The following is a 16,315-nucleotide window of genomic DNA, read 5'->3' as shown; positions in this document are numbered from 1 at the left end:
CCTTCGTCAGGTCGATTGCGTGGTGGCCGCGTCCCGCCGCGCCGACAGCTCGGCGCGGAGCCGCATGTTCTCGGCCCGGAGATCGCCGATCGTCCGCATCGCCAGCTCGTTCGCGCCCCGTTCGCCCGCGAGGTTGAGCTCGAGCGCGTTCCGGTCCTCCGCGACCCGCGAGAGCCGGTAGTGGAGCGCGGCGGCGCGGCTCAGTGCCTCGGCGAGCTGCTCGGTCAGCTCCCTGACGCGAAGCTCCAGCTTTCCATGCTCGAAGACGTCACGCTCGATGCCGGTCTCGGTCCCCGCGCCCTCGGTCGAGGGCAATCGGGCGCCCAGGAGCGCTCGCTGCGGCGGCCCATGGACGTCGTTGCCCCACACACCCCGTCTCCCGGACAGCATCTCGAACGCGCGCTGGTACGAGGTGGCTTCCGCTTCGGTGAACGACTCTTCGTTCCGGTAGTCGTGCTTGCTGACGAACCGATCGAGATCCCTCCTCAGCTCGTCCCACGTCGCGAGCGCGCGGTCGAGGAGACACGCCAGTCCTTGCGTGCCTGCCCCCATCTCCACGGCGGCGAGCAGGTGCGGGGCGCAGATCCCGTCCGACTTCGCGTAGGCGCGCGCGAACTGCGGGTCGTCGACGAACCGGAGGAGCGTGAGCAGGTAACCCGTCTCGGCTTCGCCGCACCACGTGCACACGGGACACGCCTTCCGGCGTCGCTGGAGCTCGACGACCACCGGAGCGAGCCGGCGGCGGATCAGCCCGGCGACCGCGCGCGCCCGGAAGGACGGCGCGCGGTCCCTCAAGCGCCGGACACGATGGAGGAAGACCCGGATCAGGTCCTCGTAGAGGATGGCAGCGCCGCTCTTGGCGTCCGGAGCTTCGAGCAGCATCCAGGTGTGCCAGTTGCAGAAACCCCGCGACGCGTGGAGCCGGCGGCGCGTGTCCGGGTCGTTGACCTGCTCGTGCATGATCGCGGCGAGTTGGCGCCGGCCGTCCTGCTCCACGCAGCGGCAGACGGGACACCCGGCGAGCGCGCAGGCGTCCACGAGGCGGAAATAGCCGATGAACTTCTCGCTCACTCCCCGCCCCGCTGAACGTAGCTCTTCACGGCCATGCTGCGCCCTCCCCTCCCCGAATAAAAAAGACCCCTACCGGCGTTTCACACCCGGTAGGGGTCATCAGCCTCGCGCGCGCGAGGCGGTCTCGGGCGAACCCCATCGCCCCTGGTCGTCTCCCCGATTATCCTCCCCGCCGGCCGCCGGTCAAGGCTTTCCAGAGGCCCGCGAGGGCCGCGACCGTGAAGGCGGCGCCCCCGTAGAACGTCGCCGGCGGCCCGTAGTGGTCCCAGAGCCAGCCCGCGAGGACGCTCGCGACGAGCATCGCGGCACCGCCCACGAGATTGAACACGCCGAACGCCGTGCCTCTGAGCCGGGCCGGCGTCGTGTCCGCCACCAGCGCGGCGAGGAGGCCCTGCGTCAGCCCCATGTGCAGGCCCCAGAGCGCGATCCCGGCCATGACCAGCCCTACGCCGCCGGCCAGGGCCAGCACGAGGTCGGCGCCGACCAACGCGACGCAGCCGGCCACGAGGACGAGCCGGCGGTCGACCCGGTCCGACAGCCGTCCGGCCGGATAGGCGGACGCCGCGTACACGACGTTCATCACGACGAGCACGATCGGCGCGAGGGCGATCGGCAAGCCGAGGCCCTGGGCGCGCAACACGAGGAACGCCTCGCTGAACCGCGCCAGCGTCAGCACGGCGGCAATCAGCACGAGCCACCAGTACGGAGCGCCGAGCTGCCGGAAGTCTGCCGACCGGATCGGCGATCGAGCGGCGCCGGGCTCGCGCCGCGCCTCGGGCTCCTGCACCGCGAAGATCATCAGCGCGAGCGAGAGGAACGCGGGCACCACGGCGATCCAGAACACCAGACGGAAGTCGTTCAGCGTCAGCGCCATGAGCAGGACGGCCAGGAGAGGGCCGGCGAACGCGCCGACGGTGTCGAGCGACTGGCGCAGGCCGTAGCTGGCGCCCCGGAGGTGCGGCGGCGCCAGCTCGCCGACCAGCGCGTCGCGCGGCGCTCCCCGGATGCCCTTGCCGATTCGGTCCACGAACCGCGCCGTGACGACCCAGCCCACGGACGGCGCGAGCGGGAACAGCGGCTTGGTGACCGCGGCGAGGCCGTAGCCGAGCGTCGCCAGCAGCTTGCGCTTGCCGAGGTAATCGCTGAGGGCACCGGAGAAGACCTTAGTGATCGACGCGGTCGCCTCGGCGATTCCTTCGATGAGGCCCACCGTGACAGCGCTCGCCCCGAGCACCGTCACGAGGAAGACCGGCAGCAGGCCGTGGATCATCTCCGACGAGATGTCCATGAACATGCTGACGAGACCGAGCGCCCAGATGCTCCGCGGGATGGCGCGGAGGCCGCCGGGCCGCCGGTCGCGCTCCTCCGTTCTCGACGGCGCGTCCATCGCCCGCCATTGTACCGGCCGCGCGCTCCGTGATACGTTGCGGCCCATGAGGGCCTGGCTCGTTGGGCTCGTGCTGGCGAGCGCGCTCCTCGGCGGTCCGCGCGACGCCCCCGCGTTCACGCTCCAGGAAGCCATCCTCCGCGCAAAGCCCGCCGTTGTGCTCGTCACCGCCGAGGTCCGCGCCGACGTCACGATGAACTGCGGCCAGGGGCTCGTCACCGTGAGCCCGGCGCCGTTCGTCGAGACGGGCACGGGCTGGTTCGTGGACGGCCGCGGCTGGGTTGTCACGAACGCGCACGTCGTGGACCCCGCGCACCGCCTGCCACCCTGGGTGACGTACGAGCTGAAGAAGAAGGCGATCGAGCGGGCCTGCGTGGAGCCCGCGCTGCGCGCGCGCGGGCTCATGCGCGGCCAGCGCCCCGACGTCGAGGAGCAGCTCCTGAGGCAGGCGTCGGACCTGGCCCTCGCGAGCGCCAAGGTCACGCCGTTCTCGCGGATCACCGTGGGGCTCTCGAACGGCACCAAGCTCCCCGCCGAGGTCAAGAAGTTCAGCCCGCCACTCTATGTGGACAACGCCAACCAGCCGCTCCCCGACTCGGGACGTGACCTGGCGCTCCTGCGCGTGAAGGATGGGATTTATCCCGCGATCACGCTCGCGAAGCGCGACAGCCAGATCGGCGACCCCGTCCACATCCTCGGCTTCCCGGGCGTCGTCCTGGCGCACGAGCTCCTGAACCGGAGCGCGGCGCTCGACGCTTCGGTCACCAACGGCGCCGTGTCGGGCTTCAAGCAGGACCAGCTCGGCCAGACCGTGATCCAGAGCGACGCGGCCGCCGCGCCCGGCAACAGCGGCGGGCCGGCGATCGGCGACGACGCTCTGCTCGTCGGCGTGATGACGTTCATCACGCTCTCGTCGTCGGGCAGCGCGGTCCAGGGCTTCAATTTCCTCGTCCCGGCGAAGGACGTCGCCAGGTTCCTCCAGGGCACCGAGGTCACGAAGCCCGGGGAGAGCGCCTTCAATCCCGTGTGGGCGGCGGGGATCGAGGCGCTCCTCGCCGGCCACTACTCCACCGCCGTCGCGAGGCTCCAGGAGGCTGACGCGCTCCTGCCCGGGCTCGCCGACGTCAAGCGCCTCCTCGGCGACGCCGAGGACAAGGTGAAGAACCCGCCGCCGCAGCCGTACGCGTGGGCGTGGGCGACGCTCGGCGTGACGCTTCTGTCGCTCGGCGCCTACGGCGGCATGTGGGGCAAGCGCTGGTGGAAGAACCGCTACCGGGTGCAGCCGACGCAGGTGATCGCTTTCATCGAGCACGGTCTGAGCCCAGTGCTGCTCGACGTCCGGACGAAGACCGATTACGAGACGAGCCCGTTGAAGCTCCCGGGCGCGCTCCGGCTCGATCCCGAACAGGTGGCGACGGCCGACCTCAACGTCGAGCCCGAGCAGATGATCGTTCTCTACTGCACGAGCCCGGAGGAGGCGACGAGCGCGGACGTCGCGGCCGTCCTGCGCCGGCGCGGCTGGAAGAGCGTGCGCATCCTCAAGGGCGGCCTCGGCGGCTGGACGAATGCGCGCCTGCCCGTCGAGGGGAAGTCGGCCCTGCCCTCGATCGGCCTCGAGATCTACAAGAACCTCTCGCTCGGGGACATCGAGCGGCGGAAGTTCAAGGCGGGCGAGGTCATCTTCCGCGAGGGCGACGACCCGCGCGACGAGGCGTACGTGGTCCACGCGGGCGCCGTCGAGATCCGCCGGAGGTTCGACGGGACCGAGAAGGTCCTGAACCGGGTTGGAGAGGGCGAGCCCCTCGGCGAGATGGCGCTCTTCCGCAAGGGGCCGCGCTCGGCGAGCGCCGTCGCCACCAGCGACACCGAGCTGCTCGTCATCAAGGACGAGCGGCTCGAGTGGCTCATCCGGAACCGCCCTCAGCTCGCCATCGAGCTCCTCAAGCGGCTGTCCAACCTCGTCGTCGCCACCGACAAGGAGCGGGCGCAGGCCGGCAGCGTCAGATGACGCCGCGCGCGCGGAGCCGCTCGAGCTCGGCGCGCGGGAGGCCGAGCCGCTCGCCGTAGATCTCCTCGTTGTTCTCGCCTGGCGTCGCCGGGCCCGCGCGCTCGACGCGCCCCGGCGTCAGCGTGAGCCGCGGGACCACGGCGGGCATCGCGAGCGTCCCGAGCCCCGGCACCGGCACGGAGAGGATGTCCTCGCGCGCGCGCACCTGCGGGTCCTCGAAGAGGTCGCGCACGCTCGCGACGAGCGACGACGGCACCTCCGCCGCCTCGAGCGCGGCGAGCGCGGCGTCCGCGTCGCGCTCGGCGACCCACGCGGCGACCAGGTCGTCCACGAGCCCGCGGTGCTCGAGTCGCGCGCGCGTGGTCGCCATGCGCGGATCGGCCGCGAGCTCGGGCCGGCCGAGCGCCTGGGCGAGGCGCTCGAACATCCGGTCGTTGGTGCACGCGATCGCGAGCCAGCGCCCGTCGCGGCTCTGGTAGTGGTCGTGGGGCACCGCGCTCTCCGTCCCCGAGCCGATCCGCTCCCGCACGCGGCCCGTCGCGCCGAAGACCGCGATCGCGTCGTCGAGGACACGCAGCACAGGCTCGTAGAGGCCCACGTCCACCACCTGCCCCGCGCCCGTGCGCTCGGCGTGGCGCAGCGCCACGAGCGCGCCGACGGCGCCGAAGACGCCCGCGAGGTAGTCCGGCACGGTCGGCGTGCCCGGCGAGACGGGCGGCCGGTCGGGGTAGCCGGAGAGATACGCGAGGCCGCCGACGGCGGCCGCGATGCGCCCGAAGCCCGGCCGCGCGCGCCGCGGCCCCGTCTGGCCGAAGGCCGAGATGCGGACCATGACGAGCGAGGGTCGCACCGCGGAGAGCTCGTCCCAGCCGAGCTTCCAGCGCTCGAGCGTCCCCGGGCGGAAGTTCTCGGTCACGACGTGGGCGCCGGCGACGAGGCGCTTCAGGAGCGCCTGGCCCTCGGGGTCGCGCAGGTTGCAGGTGATGGACTTCTTGTTGCGCGCCTCGACGAGCCACCAGTAGGAGGCGCCCGTCGGCGCGGCGCGGCCGAGCCGCCGCAGGTCGTCGCCGACGCCCGGCTGCTCCACCTTGATGACCTCGGCGCCGAACTCGCCGAGGAGCGTCGCGCAGACGGGCGCCGCGAGGAACGTGGCGAGGTCGAGGACGGTGACGCCCGCGAGCGCGGGGCCGGAGTCGCTCACGGCCGCATCTTACCGCTTGACGCCGCCGCGCCCCGGCCCGATCCTCGGCGCGTTGACGCGAGAGCCAGTGCGCGTGCTCGTGAAGCGGCTCGACGCCGGCGTGCCGATCCCCGCGTACGCGCGCGAGGGCGACGCGGGCCTCGACCTCCACGCCGCGCAGGACGTGACGCTCGCGCCCGGCGCCCGCGCGCTCGTCGCCACGGGGATCGCCGTCGCGCTCCCGCCCGGCTGCGCCGGGTTCGTCGTGCCGCGCTCGGGGCTGGCGCTCCGCCACGGCGTCTCGCTGGTCAACACGCCGGGGCTCGTAGACGCGGGCTATCGCGGCGAGATCAAGGTGCTGCTCGTGAACCACGACCCCGGGGCGACGGTGACCCTCCTCCGCGGCGAGCGGATCGCTCAGCTCGTGGTCCAGCGGATCGAGCGCGCCGAGCTCGTCGAGGTGGACGAGCTGCCGCCGAGCGAACGCGGCGCCGGCGGCTTCGGCTCCACCGGCGCCTGACGCTCAGTAGCCGCCGCCTCCGCCCCCCGACTGGTCGCAGCGGGTGCCGCGCCACGTCCCGCCCGACCGCTGGCACTCCTGCTCCGGGGTCGGCGGCGGGCCCGCGGCCGTCGCCGCGCACCCGGTCGTCGTGAGCGTCAGCAGCAGCACCGCGAGCGCCGCTCGGACACACCTTGTCATACGCGCCTCCCCGCGTACCAACGCGGGGAGGCGATCAAAAGTTCACTTCGGCGGCTGGGTCTCCAGGGCCTTGCCGTGCTTCATGAGCACGTCGCCCATGGCCTTCATCATCTCGCCGTGCAGCTGGAGCATGCGGCCCGTGAGCTTCGGATCCTGCTGGCCGCCCATCATGCCCCCGCCGCCCATCATGCCCATCATCATCGGGCACATCATGCCCATGCCGCCGCCCATCAATCCGCCCGGCGGTTGCGCGCCGGGCCCGGGTCCGTGTGGGCCGGCGCCTGGCATGGCCGGCGGAGGCGCAGGCTGCTGAGCGACGGCGGGCGCCGCGACGGCGCCGAGGAGCGCGATCACACAAAGGACTCCGACAAGACGCTTCATGAGTTCCTCCCTTCAGAAGAAGCTCCGCTACCTCATCACATCGCTCACGCGCGGTGGCCCTGGCGGCTCGACACGTACTCGGCGACCGACTCGGCCTCGACCTGGGTGAAGGTGACGCCAGCGTCCTCGCCGCGATGCCACAGAATGGTGCCCTCGGCGATGATCGGCTTGTGGAGGTCGCCGCCCTCGAGCCGGATCTGGATCTTGCTGCCCGTCGTCCACTCGGCCGGCACGCCCGTGAGGGCGAGCCCGCCCTCGCTGATGTCGCGCGTGCGCACGCGGCGGACCTGCCCGGTGACCGGGTCGGTGAGGACGGCGCCGGCGTCGAGAGCGGCGCGCGGGTACTTGCGGATGTCCGGTGGGAGCACGGCGTAGATCTTCACCGGCACGCTCTTGCCCTTGACGGTCACCTCGCCGAGCCCGCGCGTCGGGAACTGGCCCTTCACGTACTCGTACGTGGACTCGCTGATGATGATGGCCGCGTGGTAGTCCTTCGTGATGGACTCGAGGCGCGCCGCGAGGTTGACGGTGTCGCCGATCGCCGTGTACTCGAGGCGCTGCTGCGAGCCGAGCGTGCCGACAATCGCCTCGCCCGTGTTGATGCCCACGCCGTTCCGGATCGTCACGCCGTACTTCTCCTCCCAGCGCGCGGCGGCGGCGAGCGTCCGCTCCTGGAACTCGAGCCCGGTCCGCACGGCCTTCACCGCGTGCTCGGCGTCCTCGAACGGCACGTTGTAGAGCGCCATCACGCAGTCGCCGATGTACTTGTCCACAGTACCGCCGTGCTTGAACACGATCTGGGTCATCTCGGTCAGGTACTCGCGCAGCATCTCCGCGACCTGCTCCGGCTGGAGCTTCTCGGAGATGGACGTGAAGCCGCGGAGGTCCGAGAAGAGCACGGTGACGAGGCGGCGGCTCGACTCGAGCGCGTTCTCGTCGCTCCCCCGCACGACCGAGCGCAGGACGTCGGGGGAGAAGAACCGCGAGAGGCGCCGCTTCTCCCGCTGCTCGCGCACGAAGTGCTCGACCACCGTCGAGCCGTAGCCGAGCACGAGCGCGACCGTGCCGGCCATGCCGCGCATCCAGACGTCGGCGAGGGCAAAGCCCGCGAAGGCGCCGAGCGTGAGCACGACCCAGAGGAGGACGGCCGTGCCGAGGGCGCGGAGGGCCCGCAGGCGCACGACGAGCGCGGAGCCGACGAGGCCCGCGACGACGGCCAGGACCGCGCTCACCCAGGCCGGGATCTCGCGGATCGGGTTCCCGGCGACGAGCGTCTCGAGTGCGTTCGCGTGGATCTCGACGCCCGGCATCTCGCCGCTCCGCGCGAACGGCGTGGGGAAGAGATCGTGGAAGACCTCGCTGGTCGGGCCGACGAGGACGATCTTCCCGCGGAACGTCCCGGGATCCATCTCCCCGCGCACGACCCGGTAGTACGGCACCCACGGGAACGTGTTGGGGCCGCCGCGGAAGTTGACGAGGAAAATCGGCACCTCGGGCAGCGGCGCCACCGCGAGCCCCGCCTTCTTCGCCACCTGGTGGATCGCGGCGTCGAAGCCGAGCATCGTCTGCTGGCCTACCCGGAGGCTCATGGGCGCCCGCCGCACGACGCTGTCCCCGTCCTTGTAAAGGTTCACCGGACCGACCGCCGCGGCGCCCGCGCGGATGACCGGGATCGGCGGGTTCAGGTCCACGCGCGTGTAGAACGCCTGCACGTCCTCCGTGGGCGCCGCGCCGAGGACGACGTTGCCGGCGCGCGCCACCGCCGCGCCGAGCGCCGCGTCGTCCTTCGGGCCGCGTGACGACGGCGTGTCGAAGATGATGTCGAGGCCGATCGCCAGCGGGCGGTCGGCGCTCAGCCGGTCGAGGAGCTCGCCGTGCAGCGCGCGCGGGAACGGCCACTGGAGGTTCAGCTCGGCGTTCGACGACTCGTCGATCGTGACGATCACGACGGGCGCCCGGGGGGCGCGCGCGCCGCGGAACGCGAAGAGCTGGTCGAGCGACCAGGTCTCGAGCGGCTCGAGCACCCCGGCCCAGACGAGCGCGACGGTGACGACCGCGGCGCCGACGCCGCCCCAAAGTTTCCGGAATGCGTCCATCGGCGTCACTCTAAGCCATCAGGAAGAACGTTGACAGGGGGAAGTCTTGCCCCGAGAATACCGAGGAATTTCGGCGTAAGGTCGCCGGAACCTATCGGTCCCCTGACCGAGGGTGTCGCGGGCCACGGCCCGTCGTGCTTGGATCCGCTCGATCGGTAGGGCTCATGTGGGGGCATATATGCTGAGATTCGCTCGTCTCGTCGTGGCGCTCGCACTCCTCGTCACGCTCTGGCCCGCGGCGGCCGTCGCCCAGACCAGGGCCGGCATCGTCACCAACCTCGAGGGCTCCGCCACCGCCGCGCGCAGCGCCGCCCCCCAGCCCGTCGCCCTCAAGTTCAAGGACGACGTTTTCCAGAACGACCGCATCGTCACCCTCGACCGCTCCATTGTCCGCCTGCTCCTCGGCGGCAAGGCCGTCGTCACCGTCCGCGAGCGCTCGTCCCTCACCATCACCGAGGTCCCCGGCAAGACCACGGTCGATCTCGACGTCGGCAAGATCGCCGTCGCCGTCGCCCGCGAGCGCATGAAGCCCGGCGAGCAGATCGAGGTCAAGACGCCGAACGCGGTCGCCGCCGTCCGCGGCACCGTCTTCATCATAGAGGTCATCCGCGCCACGGCCCAGGCCACTCCGGGCGGCCCCGGCGGCGTGACGACCAACGGCTACTGGTACGGCGGCACCGGCACCATGACCTTCGGCACCACCGTCCTCAACATGGGCCCCGGCAACTTCGCCAGCGGCCTCGGGACCCAGTTGCCGACCTTCATTCCGGTGATGAGCCAGCAGCTCAGCAACCAGGGCGCGGCAGGGCTCGGGCTCCAGGGCCAGAACATGGCCGCCGGCCGCCAGGGCTCGAACGAGCAGGCATTCGGCACGACCGTCGTGACCTTCAACCAGGGCGCGGGGCTCCCGCAGGTCGCCGGCGGCGGCGACACGCCCCCGCCCCCACCGGTGCAGATCACGCCAACGGCGCCTCTTCTCCCCGGCGGATCGCAGAATCTCGGCGGCGGCGTTGGGGCCGTGGTCAGCGGAGGGGGCTTCAAGCCTGCCGGGACACCGACCGGGATCCTCGTGTTCGGTGACCGCGCAAATGGCAGCACGCTCTCGTCAGACCTCGCCGGCTTCGGGCACACGGTCACGATGAACGTGTCGACGCTGCCGATGAACCTCTCGTCCTTCGGGACCATTTGGCATATCTCGGCGTTCGCGGCATTGACCGCGGACGAGCAGACGCGCCTTGCAGCCTTCCTCGCGCTCGGCCGCGGGCTCCACCTCACCGGCGAGCATCAACTAGGGTGTTGCGACGCGCTCAACAACTCCCTCGTCCCGTTTCTTCGATCGGTGGTTGTCGGCGGCTCGGGGATCACGCTCTCTGGTTTCGGCTCGCCGAGTGGGCCGTACTCCTTCAATTCATCGGCCAGGGGTCGTATCACAACGACCCCCAACGTCCTCACGACCTGGACAGCGTTCGCGCCAGGAGGGATCGGGGGAATCTCGGGCGCTAACGTTCTCGTGACTAGCGCGAACGGAACACCGGTCGGCGCCGTATGGGACAGCGGCGATCTGGTCCGCGGCGCCGGGCGCCTGACGTTACTGCTGGATTCCGACTGGATCTTCGGTGAGCTCGGTTTCAGCAACGCCAACCGGCTCCTCGTCATCAAAAACATCGAGACGTACATCGACGATCCGCCTGTCCTCCTCAGTCTCAGCGGTCCTCTCTTCCGCTCCACCGGTGAGCATTTCGAGTCGGCGGGCAGCTTTTTGCAGATCGCCGGCTACACAGTCACAGGCTCCGGCAGCGATCCGCTGCTCTGGCTGAGCGGGAGCAGGGTCACGACCGCGGGCGACTTCGTCCGGATGAGCGACAGCATCGTGAGCGCGGCGGGCAGCCTCACGCGCATCGACAACGGTGGCGAGATCATCCAGACGAGCGTGGCGGAGCCGCTCGTGTCGATGAACGGTGGCACGCTCAACGTCGGCACCGGTGGCGCCGGGCACCTCTTCGATCTCGTCGGGCGGCCCCGGAACACGCAGCTGGACGGAGATACCGGGCTCACCCTCGGCAGCGACCGGCCCCTCCAGCCGGGGGCAGAGTCGCCCGTGTTCGAGGCCACCAACGGCGCCGTCGTCAACGTCGCCGGCAGCGCCTACCGCGTGGACACCGCGCTCCTCGAGGCCACCGCGCCCCTCCTTAACCTCATCAGCGGCGCGTCGCTCACCACCGGCGCCCACACCGTCGACCTCGTCGGCCAAGCGAAGGTCTCGATCCCGAACGATGCGATCGCGATGATCAACCTGAACGCCGCCTCGCTGACCGTGACGAATGGTAACCTGGTCAATGTCGCGGGCGGCAGCCAGCTCAACATCGCCGGCAGCCTCCTCTCCCTCTCCGGTGGGAGTATCGTCAACATCCTCAACGGCCTCCTCCTGAACATCACCGGCGGCTCCAACGTCCGCATCGGCAAGTCCCTGGTGAGCTTCAGCGGGAACGGCAACCTCCTCAACGTCACCAACAGCTTCGCGCCCACCGCGATCATCGGTGGCATCCCGGTCTACGGGCTCGCGGACAGCCTCCGCGTCACCAGCCCGAACGCGCTGGCACGCCTCGGCTCGGCGGGAACGATCAAGATCAACGGCGTGACGCTGACGCCGACCACGCCGCTCGCGAGCCTCACGGGCAGTCTCGTGGCGATCCAGGGCAGCGGCAGCAAGGTGAAGGTCGGAAACTAACCGAGCCTGCGGCTCAGTACGACCAGGAGAGCACGACCGAGAAGACGTTCCGGGCGAAGTCGAAGACCTCGAGGTTCGAGTGGACCCGCGTGTTCTGATACTCGGCCGCGAGGGTCAGGTTCCGGGGCAGCGGGATCTCGGCGCGTAGCACGTTCACGAGCTCCTCGTCCTCCCGCTGCTTCCTGTTCGGGGCGTACGTCGGGAAGAGTGCGTTCACGTTGGTGTACGCCCTGAGGTGCGCGTCGAAGTCGTACTTCAGCCGGATGCCCCGCCATGGCAGCGTGTACTGGCCGCCCAGGCTGAAGCGGTGGCCGACGTACTCGTAGTCGGCGCCCCCGGTGTTGTCGTAGTCGAGCTGATAGCCCGCCTTCACGAAGTGCTTGTCCTGCGCGAACCGCTCGAAGTGGAGGAACCCGAACATCCAGTTGTCGGCGCTGCGGTCCTCCTGCCGGATGGGCCGCGGGTTGGTCTCCTTCTGGAAGTCCTTGTTCTGGTAGCGGCCGAAGATCTGCGTCAGGTGCATCTCGCTCTCGACGACCGCCGCGCTGACGGTCAGGGTGTTGCGCGTGAGGAACTCCTTGCCCTTGAGGGCCAGCGTGTCCCAGGCATACTGCGCGCTGAGCAGGCCCGGAAGCTCCCCGAACGACACGCGGTGCGACACCCCGAGGCTCCCCACGTGGCTGATGACGCCGAACTTCGGCACGTCGTTGTCGTAGACGGTGAAGAACGAGTAGCCGATCGTCGACTGCCACTCGTCCGTCTTCCACCAGACGTAATCGGCCCGCGCGCCGAAGAGCTCGCCGAACGACTCGTGGCGGTGGCTCCGCAGCTCGGCCACCTGGGGCTCGCGGTTGTTCACGGTCGGGCGCACGTCCACGTTGTCGTCGTAGGTGGCGCCGACGCGCACCTCGACGGACAGCCGTCGCTCGGCCTGGCGCGCGGCGACGATCGTGTCGCGCAGCCGTTCGGCCGGCCCGATGAGCGGGGTGCCCGGCGCCAGCCGCAGCGCCTGCTCCACCTCGGCCGCGGCCTGCTCCGACATGCCGAGCACGCCCAAGGCCAGGCCTGAGTAGAAGCGCGTGAGCTGCTGGATCTCGACGTCGCTCGAGCGCCCCGCGCGGAACGCGGCGAGCGCGCCCCGGTAGTCCTTGTTCCGGTAGCGAAGGAAGCCCGTGTAGTAGCCGAGGCCGTCGAGGTCGGGGTGGGTCTTGAACACCTCCTCGAAGAGCGGCTGGGCGCGCTCGTACTCCTGCTGGGCGAAGTACGCGAGGCCGAGCTGGAAGGCGATCGCCGGGTCCCCGGGCGCCTTCGCGCGCGCCTTCTCGAGGAACGGGACGGCCTCGGCGGGCTTCCGCTGGGCGGAGTAGACGACGCCGGTGTAGTAGAGCGCCTCGGTGTGGTCCGGGTTGATCTGGAGCGCCTTCTTGAGGTTCGCCAGAGCCTCGTCGTACTTCTTCTCGTCGATCTCGAGGATGGCCTGGGCGACGTAAACGTCGGCCTCGGAGGTCTGGGCGGCGGCCGGCGCCACCCGGCCGACCGAGAGGGCGAGGACCAACAGCGCAGCGGGCGCAAGCAGGCGGCGGCTCACTGCGCGCCGTTATAGCTGATTGCTTTCGCTAACGCAATGGGGGAGTGCTGCGTCCCACGAGGCCCGCCGCGAACAAGCGCCGGTCCGCCCGGGTCAGATGGCGCGCGACGGCGGGCGGAAAGAGCCGGGTGTGCGGGATGTCGCAGAGATGCTCGGCGATGAACCAGATGTCGCCCTCCGTCGTCATCCAGTCGGGATGCGCCCGGTCGAACCGCGCCAGGTTGACCGGACGCGAGTGGCGGCGCATGGTCCGCTCGCCGCGCAGGTTCCAGTAGTCGTCGAAGTAGCTCATCACGAGCTCACGCAGCGTCCGGTGGACGGGCTCGCGGTACCGGAGGCCGGAGTAGTTCGACTTGGCGATCGCCCCCCAGTGCCCGCGCAGCTTGAAGATCGCGACCACGTGGTCGGTGTCCTGCTCGGCCTCCATGTCGAGGAGGAGCGGCGGGAAGCCCAGCACCCGGAGCGCCGCGGCGGCGAAGATGGCGCCCTCGAGGCAATGCGCGGTGCGCGTGCGCAGCACGTGCCGCGGCGACCAAGAGGTGTCCGCGTGGTGGTAGCGCATGGCGTCGAGCGCGCGCTGCACGCCGACGGGTGTCCGGAGCGCGCGGAAGGCGCGCCACTCGCGCGGCGTGAGCCCGAACCTCGGCCGCCGGTCAGCCACGCCCCTGCACCACGGGGTTCGCGAGCGTGCCGATCTCCGGGACCGTGATCCGGACGATGTCCCCGGCCTTGAGGGTGAAGTCGTTCGGCGGGACCAGGCCCGTCCCGGTCAGGAGGAACACGCCGCTCGCGAACACGTTGTCGCGCCCGAGCCAGCGGCCCAGCTCGGCGAAGCGGCGCTTCATGGATGCCGTCGAGGTCTCGCCGGCGAACGCGACGGCGCCGCGCCGCTCGATGAGCATCGTGATCTTGAGGGCGCGGTGCTCGGGCGGGTCCTCGTCGAGCCAGATCACCGGCCCGAGCGCGCAGCACTCGCGATAGACCTTCGCCTGCGGCAGATAGAGCGGGTTCTCGCCCTCGATGTCCCGCGAGCTCATGTCGTTGCCGATCGTGTACCCGACCACCTCGAGCCGCGGCGAGAACAGCACGGCGACCTCGGGCTCGGGGACGTTCCAGGCGGCGTCCGCGCGGATCCGCACCGGGGCGTTCGGCCCCGCGACCCGCGACGGCGTCGCCTTGAGGAACAGCTCGGGCCGCTCGGCCTCGTAGACGAGATCGTAGAAGCGCTCGGCGCCTTTCGTCTCGTCCATGCGGGCGACCCGGCTCCGCTCGTAGGTGACGCCGGCCGCCCAGACCTCCTGGTGGTCGAGCGGGGCCAGGAGGTGCGGCCGCGCGGGGTCGGGCGGGGCGCCGAGAAGCGACGCGAGGGGCACGGACGCGAGCGGGGCGCCGGCCCGGCCGCGCCTGAGGGCCCGCGCCGGGCTCGGCAGCTGGAGGAGCGACGCGAGGAACGCGCCGCCCGTGCCGCCGTCGGTCGCGATCACGCTGACGTCGGTCCCCTCGACGACGCCCCACGCGGCGCCGAGGTCGGGAAGGTGCACGCGGAGGAGCTTGACCGGCGCGTCGGTCCTTTCGATCGCGTCTAGCTCCTGAGCGCGCGGACCCCGTAGCGGCGGTAGCAGCGCAGGGCGTTCTCCCAGAGGAGCTTCCGTCTCGCCGTCTCGGAGATCGAGGTCCAGCCGAGGACCGCGTCCACCGACTTCGGGAACCAGCTCTCCGAGTGCGGATAGTCCGTCGCGAACATCAAGGTGTCTTCGCCCAGCGCCTCGATCGCGTGCCGCAGCGACTGCTCGCCCTCGTGGAGCTGGATGCTCTGGAAGTACTGCGGCCCGCGGATGTACTCGCTCGGCCGGTGCTTGAGTGGCGGCAGCGCGTGCCGGCTCATTTCCGCCAGCTCGTCGAGACGCGCGGCCCAGAAGGCCAGCCAGCCGTGGCCGCACTCGAGCGAGGTCAGGCGGAGCTGCGGGTAGCGGTCCAGCACGCCGGCGCCGATCAGCGCCGCCATGTTGCGCTGGGCGTTCCACACGTGACCCGCCGCGCGCTGCAGAAAGACGTTGTCCCAGGTGTCCCAGGTGCCGGGCGGGTACGGGACCGTCATCGTGAAGGAGTGGATGACGACGGTCAGGTCGTGGTCTTGCGCCGCCGCCCAGATGGGCTCCCACGCCGGATCGTCGAGCGACAGCTCCGGCGGACAGATGGGGAAGATGCCGACCGGCCAGGCCGCGCTCCCGCAGCGGCGGATCTCGGCGACCGAGGCGGCGACGTCACGGGCCGAGACGAGGATGACGCTGGTCAGCCGCTCGGGATAGGGCGCGCAATAGTCCTGGAGGAACCGGTGATAGGCCTGGTACATGGCCTGCTCCAGGGCGACGTCCTCCAGGCCGCAGAACGCGGGCACGCCGCCGGAGGGCAGGATCATGTTCACGTCCACGCCCTCGATGTCCATGTCCTTGACCCGCGCGTGCGGATCGAAGCTCACGCGGTCGGTCGGGAACGGCGGGCCTTGCCAGCGCACGTCCCAGGGGGTGCCGCCGTCCTTCAGGCCGCGGGTGACCGAGGCCGGCGGGTCCACTCGGTCGCGGGAGCCGAGGCGGCGGTTCAGCTGGGGGCGCTTGCCCACCACGTACCGGGACATGCCCGCCTTGGCCGGCGAGCGCTTGACCAGCGGTCCGAGCGCCGCCAGCTTCGCGCGGTCGGCGGCCGAGAGATATTCCTCGACGGGTTCCGCGGGCTCGATGATGTGCGTGTCTGCATCGAAGATGCGATATGCGCCGCGTGCCATGCGTGGTCCCTCCGCTCAGCCGCGCCGTAACTTCGGGTCGAGCGCGTCCCGCAAGGAATCCCCGAAGAGGTTGAAGCCGAACACCCCGAGGCTGATCGCGATGCCGGGAAACAGGGCGATCCAGGGCGCCTTCTCGGCGTACGACGGCGCGGAGCCCGAGAGCATGAGCCCCCACGACGGCGTCGGCTCGGCCGTGCCCAGGCCGAGGTAGCTCAGGGCGGCCTCGGCGAGGATCGCGCCCCCGAGCTGCGCGGTCACCATGATGATGTAGGGCGCCATGACGTTGGGCAGGATGTGCTGCAGCACGATGCGGTGCCGTGAGGCGCCGAGCGCCTGCACGGCCTCGACGTAGACGTTCTCCTTCACCGCCAGGGCGGTGGCCCGCACCACCCGG

14 protein-coding genes and 1 riboswitch are annotated in these 16,315 nt (G+C 70.9%); of the genes, 3 read left to right on the top strand and 11 right to left on the bottom strand.

Annotated features, from left to right (window positions below):
• Window positions 1–6 precede the first annotated feature (6 nt).
• Entirely contained in the window at window positions 7–1,071 is a 1,065-nt protein-coding gene (locus tag VKG64_07105; GenBank protein ID HKB24808.1) for a DUF6062 family protein, read from the bottom strand.
• An 83-nt stretch (window positions 1,072–1,154) separates the two neighbouring features.
• Window positions 1,155–1,223, bottom strand: a riboswitch (Fluoride riboswitch).
• 8 nt (window positions 1,224–1,231) lie between these two features.
• Window positions 1,232–2,458, bottom strand: coding sequence for an MFS transporter (locus VKG64_07100; GenBank protein ID HKB24807.1), 1,227 nt, complete (start codon window positions 2,456–2,458; stop codon window positions 1,232–1,234).
• A 46-nt stretch (window positions 2,459–2,504) separates the two neighbouring features.
• Between VKG64_07100 and VKG64_07095 the strand changes: the two genes are divergently transcribed.
• Entirely contained in the window at window positions 2,505–4,466 is a 1,962-nt protein-coding gene (locus tag VKG64_07095; GenBank protein ID HKB24806.1) for a cyclic nucleotide-binding domain-containing protein, read from the top strand.
• Here the strand turns inward: VKG64_07095 and VKG64_07090 are convergent.
• Window positions 4,459–5,667: a CoA transferase gene (locus VKG64_07090; GenBank protein HKB24805.1), complete on the bottom strand. Its 1,209-nt coding sequence runs from the start codon at window positions 5,665–5,667 to the stop codon at window positions 4,459–4,461. The genes VKG64_07095 and VKG64_07090 overlap by 8 nt on opposite strands.
• A gap of 67 nt (window positions 5,668–5,734) precedes the next feature.
• Between VKG64_07090 and dut the strand changes: the two genes are divergently transcribed.
• On the top strand, window positions 5,735–6,166 hold the full coding sequence (gene dut / locus VKG64_07085) for a dUTP diphosphatase (protein ID HKB24804.1): 432 nt from the start codon (window positions 5,735–5,737) through the stop codon (window positions 6,164–6,166).
• 3 nt (window positions 6,167–6,169) lie between these two features.
• On the opposite strand, the gene VKG64_07080 is transcribed toward dut, so the two are convergent.
• The 3 genes from VKG64_07080 to VKG64_07070 form a co-directional block, all read right to left on the bottom strand.
• Window positions 6,170–6,346, bottom strand: coding sequence for a hypothetical protein (locus VKG64_07080; protein ID HKB24803.1), 177 nt, complete (start codon window positions 6,344–6,346; stop codon window positions 6,170–6,172).
• A gap of 42 nt (window positions 6,347–6,388) precedes the next feature.
• Entirely contained in the window at window positions 6,389–6,577 is a 189-nt protein-coding gene (locus VKG64_07075) for a hypothetical protein (GenBank protein HKB24802.1), read from the bottom strand.
• Between the two features lie 194 nt (window positions 6,578–6,771).
• Window positions 6,772–8,823, bottom strand: a complete 2,052-nt coding sequence (locus tag VKG64_07070) for a CHASE2 domain-containing protein (GenBank protein ID HKB24801.1) — start codon at window positions 8,821–8,823, stop codon at window positions 6,772–6,774.
• A 202-nt stretch (window positions 8,824–9,025) separates the two neighbouring features.
• Here VKG64_07070 and VKG64_07065 point away from each other — a divergent pair, with 202 nt between their 5' ends.
• A complete protein-coding gene (locus VKG64_07065; protein HKB24800.1) occupies window positions 9,026–11,551 on the top strand; it encodes a FecR family protein in 2,526 nt (841 codons plus the stop codon).
• Window positions 11,552–11,564: 13 nt separating this feature from the next.
• On the opposite strand, the gene VKG64_07060 is transcribed toward VKG64_07065, so the two are convergent.
• From VKG64_07060 to VKG64_07040, 5 genes are all read right to left on the bottom strand, one after another.
• A complete protein-coding gene (locus tag VKG64_07060; protein ID HKB24799.1) occupies window positions 11,565–13,139 on the bottom strand; it encodes a tetratricopeptide repeat protein in 1,575 nt (524 codons plus the stop codon).
• A gap of 28 nt (window positions 13,140–13,167) precedes the next feature.
• Window positions 13,168–13,800, bottom strand: coding sequence for a hypothetical protein (locus VKG64_07055; protein ID HKB24798.1), 633 nt, complete (start codon window positions 13,798–13,800; stop codon window positions 13,168–13,170).
• Window positions 13,793–14,680 carry a fumarylacetoacetate hydrolase family protein gene (locus VKG64_07050; protein ID HKB24797.1) on the bottom strand — a complete coding sequence of 296 codons (888 nt, stop codon included), beginning with the start codon at window positions 14,678–14,680 and terminating at the stop codon, window positions 13,793–13,795. Before VKG64_07050 ends, VKG64_07055 begins: the two co-directional genes overlap by 8 nt.
• Window positions 14,681–14,721: 41 nt before the next feature.
• Window positions 14,722–15,921 carry an amidohydrolase family protein gene (locus VKG64_07045; GenBank protein ID HKB24796.1) on the bottom strand — a complete coding sequence of 400 codons (1,200 nt, stop codon included), beginning with the start codon at window positions 15,919–15,921 and terminating at the stop codon, window positions 14,722–14,724.
• Window positions 15,922–15,936: 15 nt separating this feature from the next.
• Window positions 15,937–16,315 (bottom strand): ABC transporter permease (locus tag VKG64_07040; protein HKB24795.1); only part of this gene is annotated, 379 nt, incomplete at its 5' end.

It is taken from the genome of Candidatus Methylomirabilota bacterium (genome assembly GCA_035260325.1).
Taxonomy (GTDB): Bacteria; Methylomirabilota; Methylomirabilia; order Rokubacteriales; family CSP1-6; genus AR19.
Note: the sequence above shows the minus strand (reverse complement) of the source record. Positions and strands in the feature narration are given on the sequence as shown.